The organism is Streptomyces sp. WG7 (genome assembly GCF_049975785.1).
GTDB lineage: Bacteria > Actinomycetota > Actinomycetes > Streptomycetales > Streptomycetaceae > Streptomyces.
Genome location: NZ_JBNGGE010000068.1, coordinates 15255 through 32795 on the forward strand (window position 1 = coordinate 15255; position 17541 = coordinate 32795).

14 protein-coding genes are annotated in these 17541 nt (G+C 73.3%); 10 read left to right on the forward strand and 4 right to left on the reverse strand.

The annotated features are described in order from the left end of the window. Positions 1-72 precede the first annotated feature (72 nt). The 6 genes from pdhA (at position 73) to ACP4J0_RS35795 (ending at position 7438) form a co-directional block, all read left to right on the forward strand. Positions 73-1239, forward strand: coding sequence for a pyruvate dehydrogenase (acetyl-transferring) E1 component subunit alpha (gene pdhA, locus ACP4J0_RS35770; RefSeq protein WP_426603206.1), 1167 nt, complete (start codon positions 73-75; stop codon positions 1237-1239). Then, positions 1236-2240 (forward strand): alpha-ketoacid dehydrogenase subunit beta, encoded by a 1005-nt coding sequence (locus ACP4J0_RS35775; protein ID WP_426603208.1) that lies wholly within the window; start codon positions 1236-1238, stop codon positions 2238-2240. Before pdhA ends, ACP4J0_RS35775 begins: the two co-directional genes overlap by 4 nt. Then, positions 2240-3793 carry a dihydrolipoamide acetyltransferase family protein gene (locus tag ACP4J0_RS35780; protein ID WP_426603209.1) on the forward strand — a complete coding sequence of 518 codons (1554 nt, stop codon included), beginning with the start codon at positions 2240-2242 and terminating at the stop codon, positions 3791-3793. Before ACP4J0_RS35775 ends, ACP4J0_RS35780 begins: the two co-directional genes overlap by 1 nt. Before the next feature lie 80 nt (positions 3794-3873). Continuing rightward, complete coding sequence (locus tag ACP4J0_RS35785) at positions 3874-4854, forward strand: NTP transferase domain-containing protein (RefSeq protein WP_426603211.1); 981 nt, start codon at positions 3874-3876, stop codon at positions 4852-4854. Then, positions 4854-6344 (forward strand): molybdopterin-binding protein, encoded by a 1491-nt coding sequence (locus ACP4J0_RS35790; protein ID WP_426603213.1) that lies wholly within the window; start codon positions 4854-4856, stop codon positions 6342-6344. Before ACP4J0_RS35785 ends, ACP4J0_RS35790 begins: the two co-directional genes overlap by 1 nt. Next, the gene (locus tag ACP4J0_RS35795) at positions 6341-7438 is read left to right on the forward strand and encodes a potassium channel family protein (RefSeq protein WP_426603215.1); all 1098 of its coding nucleotides are present in this window, start codon (positions 6341-6343) and stop codon (positions 7436-7438) included. The genes ACP4J0_RS35790 and ACP4J0_RS35795 overlap by 4 nt, the downstream gene beginning before the upstream one ends. A gap of 33 nt (positions 7439-7471) precedes the next feature. Here the strand turns inward: ACP4J0_RS35795 and ACP4J0_RS35800 are convergent, their stop codons facing one another. Then, positions 7472-8320 (reverse strand): ABC transporter permease, encoded by an 849-nt coding sequence (locus tag ACP4J0_RS35800; RefSeq protein WP_426603217.1) that lies wholly within the window; start codon positions 8318-8320, stop codon positions 7472-7474. Beyond that, positions 8317-9351: an ATP-binding cassette domain-containing protein gene (locus ACP4J0_RS35805; protein ID WP_426603219.1), complete on the reverse strand. Its 1035-nt coding sequence runs from the start codon at positions 9349-9351 to the stop codon at positions 8317-8319. Before ACP4J0_RS35805 ends, ACP4J0_RS35800 begins: the two co-directional genes overlap by 4 nt. A 592-nt stretch (positions 9352-9943) precedes the next feature. On the opposite strand from ACP4J0_RS35805, the gene ACP4J0_RS35810 reads away from it, so the two are divergent. Then, complete coding sequence (locus ACP4J0_RS35810; protein ID WP_426603221.1) at positions 9944-10924, forward strand: NAD(P)H-quinone oxidoreductase; 981 nt, start codon at positions 9944-9946, stop codon at positions 10922-10924. Between the two features lie 12 nt (positions 10925-10936). Here ACP4J0_RS35810 and ACP4J0_RS35815 read toward each other — a convergent pair whose 3' ends face one another. Further along, positions 10937-11728 (reverse strand): hypothetical protein, encoded by a 792-nt coding sequence (locus tag ACP4J0_RS35815; RefSeq protein WP_426603223.1) that lies wholly within the window; start codon positions 11726-11728, stop codon positions 10937-10939. Between the two features lie 216 nt (positions 11729-11944). Between ACP4J0_RS35815 and ACP4J0_RS35820 the strand changes: the two genes are divergently transcribed. Further along, positions 11945-12484, forward strand: a complete 540-nt coding sequence (locus ACP4J0_RS35820; RefSeq protein WP_426521576.1) for a bacterial proteasome activator family protein — start codon at positions 11945-11947, stop codon at positions 12482-12484. A 161-nt stretch (positions 12485-12645) separates the two neighbouring features. On the opposite strand, the gene ACP4J0_RS35825 is transcribed toward ACP4J0_RS35820, so the two are convergent. Then, positions 12646-14301, reverse strand: a complete 1656-nt coding sequence (locus tag ACP4J0_RS35825) for a protein kinase domain-containing protein (RefSeq protein WP_426603224.1) — start codon at positions 14299-14301, stop codon at positions 12646-12648. 349 nt (positions 14302-14650) lie between these two features. On the opposite strand from ACP4J0_RS35825, the gene ACP4J0_RS35830 reads away from it, so the two are divergent. Together ACP4J0_RS35830 and ACP4J0_RS35835 are read left to right on the forward strand one after the other, a co-directional pair. Then, complete coding sequence (locus ACP4J0_RS35830; protein WP_426603226.1) at positions 14651-16279, forward strand: protein kinase domain-containing protein; 1629 nt, start codon at positions 14651-14653, stop codon at positions 16277-16279. 510 nt (positions 16280-16789) lie between these two features. Next, the coding region (locus tag ACP4J0_RS35835) for a thiamine pyrophosphate-dependent enzyme (protein WP_426603228.1) at positions 16790-17541 on the forward strand (752 nt) is incomplete at its 3' end.

Here is a 17541-nt window from a genome sequence, read left to right on the forward strand (position 1 = left end):
CCGAACAATCGGTAGGTGAGGCCCGTCACAACCGTGCCGAGCCCGGAGCCGCTCCCACGAGGAGGTGCCGTCATGACGGTCATGGAGCAGCGGGGCGCATACCGGCCCACGCCGCCGCCTGCCTGGCAGCCCCGTACCGACCCCGCGCCGCTGCTGCCCGACGCGGAGCCGTACCGCGTCCTCGGCACGAAGGCCGCCGAGCAGGCCGACCCCCGGCTGCTGCGCTCGCTGTACGCCCGGCTGGTGCGCGGCCGGCGGTACAACGCGCAGGCCACGGCACTGACCAAGCAGGGCAGGCTGGCCGTCTACCCCTCCAGCACCGGCCAGGAGGCCTGCGAGGTCGCCGCCGCGCTGGCACTCGAGGAGCGGGACTGGCTCTTCCCCAGCTACCGCGACACGCTCGCCGTGGTCGCCCGCGGAGTCGACCCGGTCGAGGCCCTCACCCTGCTGCGCGGCGACTGGCACACCGGCTACGACCCCTACGAGCACCGGGTCGCCCCCCTGTCCACGCCGCTCGCCACCCAGCTGCCGCACGCCGTCGGTCTCGCGCACGCCGCGCGGCTCAAGGGCGACGACGTCGTCGCGCTGGCGATGGTCGGCGACGGCGGCACCAGCGAGGGCGACTTCCACGAGGCGCTGAACTTCGCCGCCGTCTGGCAGGCGCCGGTCGTCTTCTTCGTACAGAACAACGGCTTCGCGATCTCCGTCCCGCTCGCCAAGCAGACCGCCGCCCCGTCGCTGGCCCACAAGGCCGTCGGCTACGGCATGCCCGGCCGCCTGGTCGACGGAAACGACGCCGCCGCCGTGCACGAGGTCCTCTCCGACGCCGTACGGCACGCGCGCGCGGGCGGCGGGCCCACGCTGGTGGAGGCCGTGACGTACCGCGTCGAGGCGCACACCAACGCCGACGACGCGACGCGCTACCGGGGCGACGCCGAGGTCGAGACCTGGCGCCGGCACGACCCGATCGAGCTGCTGGAACGGGAGCTGACCGAGCGCGGCCTGCTCGACGAGGACGCCGTCCGGGCCGCCCGCGAGGACGCCGAGACCCTGGCCGCCGACCTGCGCGCGCGCATGAACCAGGACCCGCGGCTCGACCCGATGGACCTGTTCGCCCACGTCTACGCCGAGCCCACCCCGCAGCTGCGCGAGCAGCGGGACCGGCTGCGCGCGGAGCTGGAGGCCGAGGCCGAGGCGGACGCGGGGGCCGGGGCCGAGTCGGAAGGAACGCGCCGATGACCACCGTCGCCGTCAGGCCGGCCACCATGGCGCAGGCCCTCACGCGCGCGCTGCGCGACGCCATGGCCGCCGACCCGGGAGTACACGTCCTGGGCGAGGACGTGGGCACCCTCGGCGGCGTCTTCCGGGTCACCGACGGGCTCGCCGAGGAGTTCGGCGCGGACCGCTGCACGGACACGCCGCTCGCCGAGGCCGGCATCCTCGGCACGGCCGTCGGCATGGCGATGTACGGGCTGCGCCCGATCGTGGAGATGCAGTTCGACGCCTTCGCCTACCCGGCGTTCGAACAGGTCGTCAGCCACGTCACCAAGATGCGCAACCGCACCCGCGGGAAGATGCCCCTGCCTCTGACCATCCGCGTCCCCTACGGCGGCGGCATCGGCGGCGTCGAGCACCACAGCGACTCGTCCGAGGCGTACTACATGGCGACTCCGGGGCTCCATGTCGTCACGCCCGCGACCGTCGCCGACGCCTACGGGCTGCTGCGCGAGTCCATCGCCTCCGACGACCCGGTGGTCTTCCTCGAACCCAAGCGTCTGTACTGGTCGAAGGACTCCTGGAACCCCGAGGAGCCCGCACCCGTTGAGCCGGTGGGCCGCGCGGTGGTGCGGCGCTCGGGCCGGAGCGCCACACTCATCACGTACGGGCCGTCGCTGGTCGCCTGCATGGAGGCGGCCGAGGCGGCCCGGGCCGAGGGCTGGGACCTCGAAGTCGTCGATCTGCGCTCCCTGGTGCCGTTCGACGACGAGACGGTGTGCGCTTCGGTGCGGCGGACGGGACGCGCGGTCGTCGTCCACGAGTCGGGTTCCTTCGGGGGCCCGGGCGGGGAGATCGCGGCCCGGGTCACGGAGCGCTGCTTCCATCACCTGGAGGCGCCGGTGCTGCGTGTGGCCGGGTTCGACATCCCGTATCCGCCACCGATGCTGGAGCGCCACCACCTGCCCGGTGTGGACCGGATCCTGGACGCCGTGGGGCGCCTGCAGTGGGAGGCCGAAAGCTGATGGCACACGCTTCTGACGGTCACGGCCTGGAGTTCAGGCTCCCCGACCTCGGTGAGGGGCTCACCGAGGCGGAGATCGTGCGTTGGATGGTCGAGGTCGGCGACGTCGTCGTCGTCGACCAGCCGGTCGTCGAGGTCGAGACGGCCAAGGCGATGGTCGAGGTGCCCTGTCCCTACGGCGGTGTGGTCACCGCCCGCTTCGGCGAGGAGGGCACGGAGCTGCCCGTCGGGGCGCCGCTGCTGACGGTGGCGGTCGGCGAGACCGCCGGAGACCGCCCGGCAGGAGAGGCGGGCACCGGCGGCGAGACGGCCGGCCGGCCGCCCGGCGAGCGGGCCGGGGGGCCGGCGGGTGGGCGTGCCGGGGAGCCGGCGGGCGAGCGGGTCGGGGAGACGGCAGGGGAGCCGCAGGACGTGAAGCCCCGGGCCGAGCAGGTTCAGGCCGAGCGCTCCCGGGAGCGGCAGGCGAAGGCCGAGGGCTCGGGCAACGTCCTGGTCGGGTACGGCACCTCCGAGGCGCCCGCGCGGCGGCGCAGGGTGCGGCCGGTGCCGTCGGCGTCCGCGTCGGCGTCCCCTTCGGCGTCCGCCCCGGCGGCGACCGGGCGGGCCAACGGCCGGGCCCGTTCCGCCGACCCGGTGGACGGCCCCGTCCCCGTCATCTCCCCGCTGGTGCGCCGGCTCGCCCGGCAGAACGACCTGGATCTGCGCGAGCTGACCGGCTCCGGCCCGGACGGGCTGATCCTGCGGGCGGATGTGGAGTACGCGCTGCGTGCCGCCGCCGCGCAGAGCGGCCGTACGGCGGCCCGGAGGAGCGGGCCGCACGAGGCCGGGACCGGACCGGCAGCCGCCTCCGCCCCGGGGTCCGACGGCATCATCCGCGTCCCCCTCAAGGGCGTCCGTGGCGCCGTCGCCGACAAGCTCTCCCGCAGCAGGCGGGAGATCCCGCACGCGACCTGCTGGGTGGACGCCGACGCGACCGAGCTGACGCGGGCGCGCGCCGCGATGAACGCCGCCGGTGGGCAGAAGATCTCCCTCGTCGCCCTGCTGGCCCGGATCTGCACGGCCGCACTGGCCCGCTTCCCCGAGCTGAACTCCACGGTCGACATGGAGACCAGGGAGATCGTCCAGCTCGGCCGGATCCATCTCGGCTTCGCCGCCCAGACGGACCGGGGGCTGGTCGTTCCGGTCGTCCGGGACGCGCACGCGCGGGACGCCGAGGGGCTCACCTCGGAGTTCGCCCGGCTGACCGAGGCTGCCCGGGCCGGTCGGCTGACGCCCGGTGAACTGACCGGCGGCACCTTCACGCTGAACAACTACGGCGTGTTCGGCGTCGACGGGTCCACGCCGATCATCAACCACCCCGAGGCCGCCATGCTCGGCGTCGGCCGCATCGTCCCCAAGCCCTGGGTGCACGAGGGCGAGCTGGCGGTGCGCCAGGTCGTCCAGCTGTCGCTCACCTTCGACCACCGGGTGTGCGACGGCGGCACGGCGGGCGGTTTCCTGCGGTACGTCGCGGACTGCGTGGAGCAGCCGGCGGTACTGCTGCGCACCCTGTGACGGCGGTGCCGGAGCACGCGCGCTGAACGCGCGGCCTCCCCCGCGTTCCCTGTGATCGCGCAGGGACGCATACTCGGGGGGTGACCGCGTACGAGCCCTCCGGTGCCCCCGGCTCCGGCCCCGCCGTCGGCTCCGGCTCCGCGCCGGGTCCGGGCCTCGCCGGGTGCGACGCCGTCGTGCTCGCCGGCGGGGCCGCCCGGCGGCTCGGCGGTGCGGACAAGCCGGGTCTCCGTGTGGGCGGGCGCCCGCTGCTGGACCGGGTGCTCGCCGCCTGCGCCGGAGCGCGCACCACCGTCGTCGTCGCCGACCCCCGCCCCACCGCCCGCCCGGTGACCTGGGCGCGCGAGGACCCGCCCGGCGGTGGACCGCTCGCCGCCCTCGCCGCCGGCCTGGCGCACACCACGGAAGAGCACGTCGTGGTGGTCTCCGCCGACCTGCCGTTCCTCGACGCGCCCACCGTCGGACGGCTGCTGTCGGCCCTCACCGCGAGCGACTGCGACGGCGTGCTGCTCACCGACGCCGACGGCCGCGACCAGCCCCTCGTCGCCGCCTACCGCGCATCCGCGCTGCGCCGCGAACTCGCCGCGCTCACCCGGGACCGGGCGGACCTCGCCGGGCTGCCCCTGCGCCGCCTGACCGGCGCGCTCCGTCTCATCCGTGTCCCCGACGCCGTCGCCTCCTTCGACTGCGACACCTGGGACGACATCGCCACCGCAAGGGCACGCATCAGGGAGCATGGTCACGTGTTGGATGAATGGATTACCGCAGCCAAGGACGAGTTGGGCATCGACCTCGACGTCGACACCGGCGTCCTGCTCGACCTCGCGCGCGACGCCGCCCACGGGGTGGCCAGGCCCGCCGCCCCGCTGACCACCTTCCTCGTCGGCTACGCGGCCGGACGGGCCGGGGGAGGACCCGAGGCCGTCGCCGAGACCGCCCGCAAGGCCGCGGCCCTCGCCCAGCGCTGGGCCCTGGAAGCCGCCGACGCCGGACCCGCCCCCGCGCCGGGCGAGCCCGACGTGGCGCCCGACGCCACCCCCGACACCCGCCCGGACGCGTGATGACCTCCCCCCGGACACGGGCCGACGACGAGGCGGAGGACCTGGACGTCGAGGAGGCGCTCGCCCTCGTGAACCAGCACCCCGGCCCCTCCCGCGGCGACCGCGGCCACCCCGCGACACCCGCGCACGCCGAGCATCACGACAGCCACGACAGCAACGGCGCTCACTTCAGCCACGGCAGCAACGCCGCTCACAACAGTCGCGCCAGCAACGCCACTCAAGCCAGTCATGGCAGCCACAGCCACCACGGCGCCCCGCGCGAGCCGGCCGAGCCCCGCCACCGCGCGACCCCGTGGCCCGAAGCCCGGGCCGCCGCCGAGCGCGCCGCCCGCGCCGCGGCCCGTGCGGGCTCCCGCGCCCCGGTCTCCGTGCCCCTCGACGCGGCCCTCGGCCTCACCCTCGCCGCGCCCCTCACCGCCCTCACCGATCTGCCCTCCTTCGACACCTCCGCGATGGACGGCTGGGCCGTCGCCGGCCCGGGCCCCTGGACGGTGCGCGACGAGGGCGTCCTGGCCGGACACGGGCAACCCGCGCCCCTCACCGACGGCACGGCCGCCCGGATCGCCACCGGCGCACGCATCCCCCTGGACACGACCGCCGTACTGCGCACCGAGCACGGCCGCACCGACGGCAGGCACCGGCTGCAGGCGACGCGTGAGGTCGTGCACGGCCAGGACATCCGCCTGCGCGGCCAGGAGTGCCGCAGCGGCGACCAGCTGCTGCCCGTCGGCACCCTGGCGACCCCGGCCGTACTGGGCCTCGCGGCTGCCGCCGGTTACGACACCCTCACCGCGGTCCCCCGCCCGCGCGTCGACGTCCTCGTCCTCGGCGACGAACTGCTCACCGAGGGCCTCCCGCACGACGGCCTCATCCGGGACGCGCTCGGCCCGATGCTGCCGCCCTGGCTGCGGGCCCTGGGTGCCGAGGTCCGCGCGGTCCGCCGGATCGGTGACGACGCCAAGGCCCTGCAGCGTGCCGTCACGGCCTCCAAGGCGGACCTGATCGTCACGACCGGCGGCACCGCCGCGGGCCCCGTCGACCACGTTCACCCCGTCCTGCGCCGGGTCGGCGCCGAACTCCTCGTGGACGGTGTCGAGGTACGCCCCGGACACCCCATGCTGCTGGCCCGTCTCAAGGACGGCCGGCACCTCGTCGGACTGCCCGGCAACCCTCTCGCCGCCGTCTCCGGACTGCTCACGCTCGCCGAGCCGCTGCTGCGCACCCTCGCCGCCCGCCCGGCCCCCGAGCCGTACGCGCTGCCGCTGAGGGACGCGGTGCACGGGCACCCGCACGACACCCGGCTCGTCCCCGTCGTCCTGCGCGGCGACGGTGCCGTGCCGCTGCACTACAACGGTCCCGCCATGCTGCGCGGCATCGCGGCCGCCGATGCCCTGGCCGTCGTACCCCCGGGCGGGACGCGGCCGGGACAGGAGGCCGAACTGCTCGACCTGCCCTGGGCCACCGGTGGAATCGGAGTGTGTTTCACGTGAAACTTCCGGGCCAGGACGCGATCGCCCGCCAGGCGGACGAGCATCTCGTGACCCATCGGGTGAAACTCCCGAGGAAGCTGGTGGAGCACCCGATCCGCCAGGTGGGCAAGCGGCTTTCCACGGCACTGCTGGTCCTCTTGGTGACCGCCGTCATCGTCTATGCCGACCACGACGGCTACACCGACAACTCCGACGGGTCCGTCGACCTCCTCGACGCCTTCTACTACGCCACCGTCACCCTCTCCACCACCGGGTACGGCGACATCACGCCCGTCAGCGACGCCGCCCGGCTCACCAACATCTTCGTCATCACGCCCCTGCGCGTGCTGTTCCTGATCATCCTGGTCGGCACCACGCTGGAAGCCCTCACCGAGCGCACTCGGGAGGAGTGGCGCCTGAACCGCTGGAGGTCCACCTTGCGCGATCACACCGTCGTTGTCGGCTTCGGTACCAAGGGACGGTCGGCGATCCAGACCGTCTGCGCGACCGGGCTGCGCAAGGAGCAGGTCGTCGTGGTCGATCCCAGCGGGAAGGCCGTCGAGGCCGCGACGGCCCACGGGTACGCGGGCGTGGTCGGTGACGCGACGCGCAGCGATGTGCTGAACCGCGCCGAGGTGTACCGGGCGAAGCAGATCATCATCGCCACCCAGCGCGACGACACGGCCGTGCTGGTGACGCTGACGGCCCGGCAGCTCAACCGCGGCGCGAAGATCGTGGTCGCGGTCCGCGAGGAGGAGAACGCGCCGCTGCTGAAGCAGTCCGGCGCCGACGCCGTGATCACCAGCGCCAGCGCCGCGGGCCGCCTGCTCGGACTCTCCGTGCTCAGCCCCGCGGCCGGCATGGTCATGGAGGACCTCATCAGCCAGGGCAGCGGCCTCGACCTCGTCGAGCGACCGGTCATAAAGGCCGAGGTGGGCAGGAACCCGCGGGAGACGGACGACCTGGTGGTGAGCGTCGTACGCGGGCACCGGGTGCTCGGCTACGACGATCCGGACGTCGGCGGGCTGGAGCTGACGGACCGCCTGATCACGATCGTGCGGGCGACGCCGGCCACCCATGTGGCGCCCGACGCCCGCCCGCTGCCCCGCGACTGACGGGGCACCGGTCCCGTACCGGGCGCGCGGGGGCTACTTGCGGTTGTAGAGACGCATGGTGACCGGGCCGAAGACCAGCAGGAACAGGCCCGCCCAGCCCAGGGTCCAGCCGATCTCGACGCCCGGCCAGCCACCCGCCATCAGCCCGCGCACCGCGGACGCCAGGTGGGTGATCGGGCTGTTGTTGACGAACACCTGCAGCCAGCCCGGCATGGTCTTCGGATCGACGAAGACGTTGGACAGGAAGGTGAGCGGGAAGATCACCATCATGCTGATGCTCATCACCGACTTCTCGGTGCGCAGCATCAGCCCGAACATCGTCCAGATCCACGAGAAGGCGAACGAGAACACCAGCAGCAGCGCGATCCCGGCGACCACGCCACCGAACCCTCCGTCGGGGCGGTACCCGAGCAGCAGGCCGACGGTGAGCATCACGACGGACGCGATGGTGTAGCGCAGCGCGTCACCGAGCAGGTAGCCGACCATCGCCGAGGGCCGCCAGATGGGCAGCGAGCGGAAGCGGTCGAAGACGCCCTTCTCGATGTCGATGTTCACCGAGACCCCGGTGTACATCGTGATCATCACGACCGACATCACGAGGATGCCCGGCAGCACGAACTGGATGTAGTCGCTCGGCGAACCCGCCAGCGCACCGCCGAAGAGGTACGTGAACATCAGCAAGTTCATGATCGGGAACGCGGTGACGTCGAAGAGCTGCTCCGGCACGTGCTTGATCTTGAGGATCGCGCGCCATCCGAAGGTCACGGACGTGGACAGGGCGCTGGGCCGCGGCGGGCGCTCCTTGGCGACCAGCAGGGCCGCCAGCGACTCGGTGCTGACCGGGGAGAGTTCCTTGCCCTCGGTGCTCGTGGCCGTACTCATGCCGCCACCTCGTCCTTCGCGTCGGGGCCGGTGCCGGTGCCGTCGCCGGCATCAGGGCTCTGGCCGGTGTCGTGCCCGGTCAGCGCCAGGAAGACCTCGTCGAGGCTGGGCTGGCCGAGAGAGAAGTTGTCGACGGTGATGCCGGCCCGGGCCAGCTCGGCGAGTGCCCTGGCGGCCTGGTCGGCGGCCGTGTCACCGGACGTCGCCCCCAGGCGGGCGGTCAGCGCGACCGGGTCGTGTTCCAGCTGGACCTCGGCGACCAGCAGATCGCGCAGGACGCGCTCGGCCTCCGGCCGCCGGCCGGGATCCCGCAGCCGCAGGTGGACGGAGCCGGCGCCGACGGACGCCTTCAACTCGCCCTTGGTGCCCTCCGCGATCACCCTGCCCTTGTCGATCACGGCGATCCGGGACGCCAGCTGGTCGGCCTCGTCCAGGTACTGCGTGGTCAGCAGCACGGTCGTGCCCTGGGCGACGACCGCGCGCACGATGTCCCACACCTGGTTGCGGCTGCGCGGGTCGAGGCCGGTCGTCGGCTCGTCGAGGAAGAGCAGATCGGGGGTGTTGAGGATGGACGCGGCGATGTCGATACGCCGCCGCATGCCGCCGGAGTAGTGCTTGACCTGCTTCGCCGCCGCGTCCGTCAGCCCGAAGGCCGCCAGCAACTGGGCGCCGCGTTCGCGCGCGGCCGCTTTGCCGTGCCCGAGGAGGCGTCCCAGCAGGACCAGGTTCTCGGTGCCGGTGAGGTCCTCGTCCACGGACGCGTACTGCCCGGTGAGGCTCACCCTGCCGCGCACCTCGTCCGCCTCGCGTACGACGTCGTGGCCGAAGACGTGGGCCTGGCCGCCGTCCGGACGCAGCAGGGTGGCGAGCATCTTCACCACGGTGGTCTTGCCGGCGCCGTTCGGGCCGAGGACGCCGTAGACCGTGCCGGCGGGCACCGCGAGGTCCACCCCGTCCACGGCCCGGGTCTCGCCGAACGTCTTCACCAGTCCCGCGGTCTCGATCGCGAGACCGGACGTGTGCGTGCTCATCGGTGGTCCCTCCGCGTTCTCGGACTACGCATGGGAAGACCTCCACCGTCGCGCAAACTCATCGGTCTCGCACGGGGATTCCCGGCGGACGGTCCTGAAGATGGAGGAGGTCCCGACCTGGGTCCCGGGTGGGGGGGCCTTCCGGCCTGGGTCCCGGGTGGGAGGCCTTTCCGGCCTTGGACCGGGTGGGAGGGCGCGCCGTCCGGGGGCCGGTGGGGAGGGAGTTCCGTCTGGGGACCGGGTGGGAGGCGTTCCGGCCTGGGTCTGAGGGGGGGCGTCCCACCTTGGGACCGGGAGGGGAGGGCGTTCCGTCCGGGGGCCCGCGTGGGGAGGGCCTCCCGGTCTGGGGGCCGGGTGGGAGGCGTTCGGACCTGGGTCTGAGGGGGGGCGTCCCAGCTTGGGACCGGGAGGGGAGGGCGTTCCGTCCGGGGGCCCGCGTGGGGAGGGCCTCCCGGCCTGGGGACCGGGTGGGAGGCGTTCCGCCCCGGGACCCGGGTGCGGTTCCCTGACCTGGGGCCGGGCGGGGAGGGCGTTCCGTCCCGGGGACCGGGTGGAGGGGCCCGACCGGGGGTGGAGGAGTAGCGTCGCTCTCATGCATGCGATCACGATTTCCGAACCCGGAGGCCCCGAGGCGCTGGTCTGGTCCGAGGTCCCCGACCCGGTGCCCGGCGAGGGCGAGGTCCTGGTCGAGGTGACGGCCAGCGCCGTCAACCGCGCCGACATCATGCAGCGCCAGGGCTTCTACGATCCCCCGCCCGGCGCCTCCCCCTACCCCGGCCTGGAGTGCTCCGGGCGCGTCGCCGCGCTCGGGCCGGGCGTGTCCGGCTGGTCCGTCGGCGACGAGGTGTGCGCGCTGCTCGGAGGCGGGGGTTACGCCGAGAAGGTCGTCGTTCCGGCCGGTCAGCTGCTGCCGGTTCCGGAGGGCATCGACGTCACGCGGGCGGCGGCGCTGCCCGAAGTGGTCTGCACCGTCTGGTCGAACGTCTTCATGGTCTCCCACCTGCGCCCCGGTGAGACGCTGCTCGTGCACGGCGGTTCCAGCGGCATCGGCACCATGGCGATCCAGCTCGCCAAGGCCGTCGGCGCGAAGGTCGCCGTGACCGCGGGCACCGAGGAGAAGCTGGGGCGCTGCGCCGAACTGGGCGCCGACATCCTGATCAACTACCGCGAGCAGGACTTCGTCGCCGAGGTGAAGGAGGCGACGGGCGGCGCGGGCGCCGACGTCATCCTCGACAACATGGGCGCCAAGTACCTGAACCGCAACGTCCAGGCCCTCGCCGTCAACGGCCGGCTCGCGATCATCGGCATGCAGGGCGGCCGGAAGGCCGAGCTGGACATCGGCACGCTCCTGGCCAAGCGCGCGGCCGTCAGCGCGACGTCGCTGCGCGCCCGCCCGCTGGAGGAGAAGGCGGCCATCGTGGCGGCCGTACGCGAGCACGTCTGGCCGCTGCTCGCGGAGGGGCACGTCCGTCCGATCGTCGACCGCGAACTCCCGATGAGCGACGCCCCCGCCGCCCACCGGGTCGTGGAGGAGAGCGGGCACATCGGCAAGGTGCTGCTGGTCACCCCGTAGCGGAGGCGGGTGTCAGCCCCGGCGCAGGCGGAGGCCGACGAAGGCCAGGGCCAGGCCGAGGCCGATGAGGACCAGCCCGCTGCCCAGGGGAAGGACCCGCACCACGGGCTCGGTGGCGTCCTCGGCGTGCGTGCCGGCCTGCGGCTGCTCGGACCCGGACGGGGTCGCGGAGGGCACCGGGGCGGCCTCCCCGGCCTCCCCGGGCGGCACGGCGGGGAACGGATCGTCGAGGATGCCCCGGCCACCGTCGTCGTCCGCCCTGTGACCCGCGTTCTCGTCCGCGCCGCCCCACTCCGGTGCCCGCTCCTCGGGCCGTCCGGGCCGCTGCCGCCCTTCGCCCGGCCGGCTCCCCGCCCGGGAGGGCTCCGGGTCGGCCGCCGAGCCGCCGGACGCCGAGGGAGAGGGCGAGGGTGAGGGGGCGGGCGTCGTGGAGCCGCGCGCCGCGCCGTCCGCCGGGCCGGACTCCTCGGCGGCGGGGGATGCGGGGTGGGCCTGCGGGCGGTCGGGGCCGTCACGGCCGTCCTGGCGCCGGGGGCGCTCGTGAGCGCCCCGCCCGTCGTCACCGCCGGAGTCGTGAGCGTCGTCACCGCCGGAGCCGTGCGCGTCGTCGCCGTCGGTGGCATGCCCGTCGCCACCGCCGGAGCGGTCGGGGCCGGCAGCCGTCCCGGGCACCGGAGCGGGGGCCGGCGCGGAAGGAGACGGGGCCGCGATCGCGTCCACCGTCGCGAACCCGGCGGCCCCCGCCGTCGCGGCCCCGGCGCCGTGCGCCGCCTCCGCCCCCCACGGCGACACCAACGTGCTCACCCCCAGAACCCCCGCCAGTCCCGTAGCTCGCAGTGCGTGCAGCCATGGAGTCACGTCCGTGACCCCCTCCCGGTGATAACCAGTCGCGGAAATCGACGGAACAAGCCTCACACCTGCTCGCCATACCGGCATTCCGGACTCCGCCGAACGCGGTGGATCACGTTTCTCCGGGGGCACCACCCGATCGAGGCGCAGGCGTACGAGAGAATGGCGGGCATGGAGATGCCGAGGAACGACAGGTCGCCGGAGAACCCCCAGATCCTGGTCGTCGGCCAGGACGGAATGGCGCTCAGCGGCGGCGGAGACGACGACTCCCGGGAGACCCCGGTGACCGAGCAGGTGGAACAGCCCGCCAAGGTCATGCGGATCGGCAGCATGATCAAGCAGCTGCTGGAGGAGGTGCGCGTCGCGCCCCTGGACGAGGCGAGCCGGGCGCGGCTCAAGGAGATCCACTCCAGCTCGGTGAAGGAGCTGGAGGACGGCCTGGCCCCGGAGCTGGTCGAGGAGCTGGAGCGGCTCTCCCTGCCCTTCACGGACGACGTGACGCCGACCGACGCCGAACTGCGGATCGCGCAGGCCCAGCTGGTCGGCTGGCTGGAGGGCCTGTTCCACGGCATCCAGACCACGCTGTTCGCGCAGCAGATGGCCGCGCGGGCCCAGCTGGAGCAGATGCGCCGCGCTCTCCCGCCGGGCGTCGGCCAGGACGGCGAGGAGCCGCCCCACCCGGGCGTCCGCTCCGGCGGCCCCTACCTGTAGCAGGCGCGCCGGCACCGGTAACAGGCCCGCCGGCACGGGTGGAAGCCCGCTGATCCCGGTGGGAAGCCCGCACCCGTGGGGAGCGCCGGCCACCGACAGCGCGAAGGGCCCGGCAGCACCTGCTGCCGGGCCCTTCGCCGTACGCCGGACGGAACGCGTGGTCAGGCGGACGGCGGCTTGCCCGTCGAGACCTTGAGCTGGATCGTCGGCATGTCGTCGGGGTCGACGTCGGTACCGGGCTGCGGGAACTGGTCGCGGATCGAGCCCTCACCGTAGGTGTTCTCGTCGACCTCGACGATCTCCATCGGCCACCCGGCGGCGTTGAAGCACTCCTTGACCGAGCCGATGTACTTGAACGTGAAGTCCGGCACCTGGATCTTGTCGGGGTCGTTGTACGCCTCCCGGGGCTCCGTGCAGGTGTCCTTCTCGATCGTCTTCGTCTTGTCCGGCCCGCGGTAGCCCGCCACCTCGGAGGCGGCGGTGGTCGCGTCGCCGCCCTTGGGTTCGTCACCGCCGTCGTCCATCGTCAGCGCGCCGATCAGGCCGCCGACCGCCAGGACGGCGACCGCGATCGAGCCGATGATCACCATCTTGTTGCCCTTGCCGCCGCCCGGTGATCCGGACGCGGGGGTGGCGGGCGTGAGGTTGTACGGCGGTGGCGTGGGCGCGCCCTGGTGCTGCTGCGGTGCGTACGGCGACGGCGACGGCGTCTGGTAGCCGCCGCCCTGCTGCGGATAGCCGTACGCGGGCGAGGGCGCGGCGGGGGCCGGGGTGCCGCCGTAGGGACTCGGGCCGGGATTCGGCATCGGCTGGTACGGCGTCTGGACGGGGCCCGTGGGCGCGGGCGCGGTCTGGTCGACCGGTGGGAACACCGCGGAGCCGACGCCCGCGCCGCTCGACGTGTGCGCGCCGGGCACGATGCTCGGCGGGGCCGCCCGGAAGGAGGCCGCCACGCGCAGGCATTCGTCCCGCATGGCCTCGGAGCTGGGGAAACGCTCGTTCGGGTTCTTCTTCAGCGCGCGGGCCACCAGCGCGTCCACGGCCGGCGGCAGGGCGCGGTTGACGGACGAAGGAGCCACCGGCTCCTCCTGCACGTGCGCGTACGCGATGGCCAGCGGCGAGTCCGCCTCGAACGGCAGGCGCCCGGTGACCAGTTGGAACAGCATGATGCCGACCGAGTACAGGTCGGAGCGGGCGTCCACACCGCGGCCGAGTGCCTGTTCCGGCGAGAGGTACTGCGGGGTGCCGACGACCATGCCGGTCTGCGTCATCGAGGTCACGCCGGACTGCATGGCGCGGGCGATGCCGAAGTCCATCACCTTGACCACGCCGCGCTTGGTCATCATCACGTTGCCCGGCTTGATGTCCCGGTGGACCAGGCCCATCTCGTGGCTGATCTCGAGGGCCGCCAGCACGTCCGCGGTGATCTTGAGCGCCTTGTCGGCGGGCATGGCGCCGTACTGCCGGACGTCCTCGTCGAGCACCGAGCCGAGCGGCCGGCCCTCGACGTACTCCATGACGATGTACGGGGTCGTCATGCCACCGAGGTCGTCCTCGCCGGTGTCGAAGACGGAGACGATGTTGGTGTGCGTGAGTTTGGCCACGGCCTGGGCCTCGCGGCGGAAGCGCTCGCGGAAGGCCTGTTCCCGGCCCAGTTCGGTGTGCAGTGTCTTGATCGCGACCTGTCGGTCCAGCACCGAGTCGTACGCCAGGTGCACGGAGGCCATGCCGCCCTCACCGAGCAAGTCGCGCAGCTGGTAGCGGCCGCCGGCGAGCGCGCGCCCCGCATACCGGCCCTGTCCGGCGTCCTGGCTCATGTGTCTGCGTCCCCCATAGGCGCTGTGCGGCGCCGGTGTCAGCAGCACGCGCGCTCGTGATCGAAAGTGCTATTCCCGGCCAAGTCTGCCCCAGGGCACCGACACGTCAAGCGGGGTGCCCGTTCCGTGACCGTACGCGAAAGAAGCGTCGCGGAAGCGTTACAGCCGGCGTACCGCCGGTACACGGAATTTGCACGAGAGTACGGAACCAGGGTTTCATGACCGGTCCGTCTCGATGCCGGTCCCGGCGCCCATCTCGGACCGGAGGCCCCCGCGAAGGCTGTAGCGTGGCCGACGGAGACCGTAACAACACCGCGCGCACCGCGGGCAGAAACGACGGCGAGGACTGATGGCACAGCAGCAGCGCGCCCAGGGCCCGTCCGAACCCGAGGCGACTGGCGGCGGTATGTCTGACGCGCCGGAGGCCTGGGGAAACGGCGGCCTGGTCGGTGACGGCCGGTACCGGCTGACCCGCAGGCTCGGGCGGGGCGGCATGGCCGAGGTGTTCGCCGCAGAGGACGTGCGCCTCGGACGCACCGTGGCGGTCAAGCTGCTGCGTGCCGACCTCGCCGAGGACCCGGTCTCCAAGGCGCGCTTCACGCGTGAGGCGCAGTCGGTGGCCGGCCTCAACCACCACGCCATCGTGGCCGTGTACGACTCCGGCGAGGACTTCGTCGGCGGCCAGTCGGTGCCGTACATCGTGATGGAGATCGTCGAGGGCCGCACCATCCGCGACCTCCTCCTCAACGCCGAGGCGCCCGGCCCCGAGCAGGCGCTGATCATCGTCTCCGGTGTCCTGGAGGCGCTCGCCTACTCCCACCAGCACGGCATCGTCCACCGCGACATCAAGCCGGCCAACGTCATCATCACGCACAACGGCGCGGTGAAGGTGATGGACTTCGGCATCGCCCGCGCCCTGCACGGCGCCCAGTCGACGATGACGCAGACCGGCATGGTCATGGGCACCCCGCAGTACCTCTCCCCGGAGCAGGCCCTCGGCAAGGCCGTCGACCACCGCTCCGACCTGTACGCGACGGGCTGCCTGCTCTACGAACTCCTCGCGCTGCGTCCGCCGTTCACCGGTGAGACCCCGCTGTCGGTGGTCTACCAGCACGTCCAGGACATTCCGACGCCGCCGTCCGAGGTCTCCGACGCCACCCCGCCGGAGCTCGACGGCCTGGTGATGCGCTCGCTGGCCAAGGAGCCCGACGACCGTTTCCAGACCGCCGAGGAGATGCGCGGCCTGGTCCAGTACGGGCTGCAGATGCTGTACGAGCAGGGCGGTCACACCGGCACCTGGAACACCGGCCCGGTCGCCGCGCACGACGGCCGGCACACTCCCGCCGCCGGCCTCGCGGGCACCTCGGTGCTGCCGCACCCCGACCACGGCTCGGGCACCACGCAGATCCCCCAGCCGATCCTGCCGGGCGGCTACGGCCGGGGCTACGGCGGGGACGACGGCGGCTTCGAGGGCAACGGCAACAAGGGCAGCGGCCGCGGCAAGCTGTGGATCCTGGCCGTCCTCGCGGTGATCGCCGTCGCCGCGGGCGTCGCGCTGGCCCTGAACAACGGCGGCGGCGGCACGGGCGGCACCGACACGGACAAGAGCCCGACGGCGACCACTTCGCAGAGCACCGGGACCGAGTCGCCCAGCTCGTCGCCCAGCGACGAGGAGACGCAGGAGACCACCGACCCGGGCACGGAGCAGGGCAACGGCGACGGAGGGACGGGCAGCGGGGAGTGGAATCCGCCCTACACGCCGTCGTACACGCCGTCGCACACCGCGACGGACGATCCGACGGGCGATCCGACGGGCGACGCGACCACGGACCCGACGGGTGACCCGACGGGCGACGCGACCACGGACCCGACGGGTGACCCGACGGGCGGCACCGACGGCGGCGCGAGCAGCGACCCGACGGGCGGCACCGACGGCGGTTCGACCAGCGACCCCGGGCTGCCGGGCGGCCTGGGCTGACCCGGGCCGAATCGCTCTCCACGCGCGCGTGCGTCCCGGAAACGGGTCCACGCGCGCGTCGCGTTCGGGACGTCACCCGGCTGCAGCACGCCCACCACCTCGACGGCGGAACGGATCGTGCACACCCCCGGCGGACGAGCTCGCGGCCGTCCAGCAGGAATGCCCGGATGTGTCCGTTTTCGGGCGCGCGCGCAGTGTCACACGCCAAGTCTTCCCGTGCCCGGGGTGGCCGGGATAACGTGCCGTTGTTCCGGCCCCCTGCGAGGCTGTGACCAGTAAAACTTCCGCACTTTGCCGATTTACTTGGAAATCCGAGTAAAAACGCAGGTCAGGAGGGGTTTCACAGAAATGTGGAGCACTGGGTAACGTGCTGTTCGCAGGGCGCTCGCCGGGGCACCTGTCACGCCTGTTCCCGACCGGGCCGCACCCACCCTTGTGCGACCGCCGGGCCGCAGGTGAGCCGCACTGGCTTCCGGCGAACCCGGGGGCCGGACCGACGGAGGAGCACACGTGACCGAGAGCACTGCCGCGCGCAAGCCGCGACGCAGCGCCGGAAGCAAGGCGACCGGTACCACCGGCACCAAGGCCGGGACCGCGGGCGCCAAACGCACCGCCGGCGCCAAGGCCGCGACCACCGGCGCCAAGCGCACCACCCGCACCGCCGCTGCCGAGAAGGGCTCCGAGACGGAGCTCGTGCAGCTGCTGACGCCCGAGGGCGAACGCGTCGGGACCGCCAAGAACTCGGCCTACGCCGAGTACGCCCAGTACGTCGCCGACATCACCCCCGACGAGCTGCGCGGCCTGTACCGCGACATGGTGCTCACCCGGCGCTTCGACGCCGAGGCCACCGCCCTGCAGCGCCAGGGCGAGCTGGGCCTGTGGGCCTCGCTGCTGGGCCAGGAGGCCGCCCAGATCGGCTCCGGCCGGGCCACCCGCGAGGACGACTACGTCTTCCCGACCTACCGCGAGCACGGCGTCGCCTGGTGCCGCGGGGTCGACCCGACCAACCTCCTCGGCATGTTCCGCGGCGTGAACAACGGCGGCTGGGACCCCAACAGCAACAATTTCCACCTGTACACGATCGTCATCGGGTCGCAGGCGCTGCACGCCACCGGCTATGCGATGGGCGTGGCCAAGGACGGCGCGGACTCCGGCGTGATCGCGTACTTCGGTGACGGCGCCTCCAGCCAGGGCGACGTGAGCGAGGCGTTCAACTTCGCCGCCGTCTACAACGCGCCGGTGGTGTTCTTCTGCCAGAACAA

What these genes read in the sequence shown, in the direction of transcription:
- ACP4J0_RS35805 (WP_426603219.1), bottom strand. Translation starts at nt 9,351, where the DNA reads ATGAGCACGCACACGTCCGGTCTCGCGATCGAGACCGCGGGACTGGTG.
- ACP4J0_RS35810 (WP_426603221.1), top strand. Translation starts at nt 9,944, where the DNA reads ATGCATGCGATCACGATTTCCGAACCCGGAGGCCCCGAGGCGCTGGTC.
- ACP4J0_RS35825 (WP_426603224.1), bottom strand. Translation starts at nt 14,301, where the DNA reads ATGAGCCAGGACGCCGGACAGGGCCGGTATGCGGGGCGCGCGCTCGCC.
- ACP4J0_RS35780 (WP_426603209.1), top strand. Translation starts at nt 2,240, where the DNA reads ATGGCACACGCTTCTGACGGTCACGGCCTGGAGTTCAGGCTCCCCGAC.
- ACP4J0_RS35820 (WP_426521576.1), top strand. Translation starts at nt 11,945, where the DNA reads ATGGAGATGCCGAGGAACGACAGGTCGCCGGAGAACCCCCAGATCCTG.
- ACP4J0_RS35800 (WP_426603217.1), bottom strand. Translation starts at nt 8,320, where the DNA reads ATGAGTACGGCCACGAGCACCGAGGGCAAGGAACTCTCCCCGGTCAGC.
- ACP4J0_RS35830 (WP_426603226.1), top strand. Translation starts at nt 14,651, where the DNA reads ATGGCACAGCAGCAGCGCGCCCAGGGCCCGTCCGAACCCGAGGCGACT.
- ACP4J0_RS35775 (WP_426603208.1), top strand. Translation starts at nt 1,236, where the DNA reads ATGACCACCGTCGCCGTCAGGCCGGCCACCATGGCGCAGGCCCTCACG.
- pdhA (WP_426603206.1), top strand. Translation starts at nt 73, where the DNA reads ATGACGGTCATGGAGCAGCGGGGCGCATACCGGCCCACGCCGCCGCCT.
- ACP4J0_RS35790 (WP_426603213.1), top strand. Translation starts at nt 4,854, where the DNA reads ATGACCTCCCCCCGGACACGGGCCGACGACGAGGCGGAGGACCTGGAC.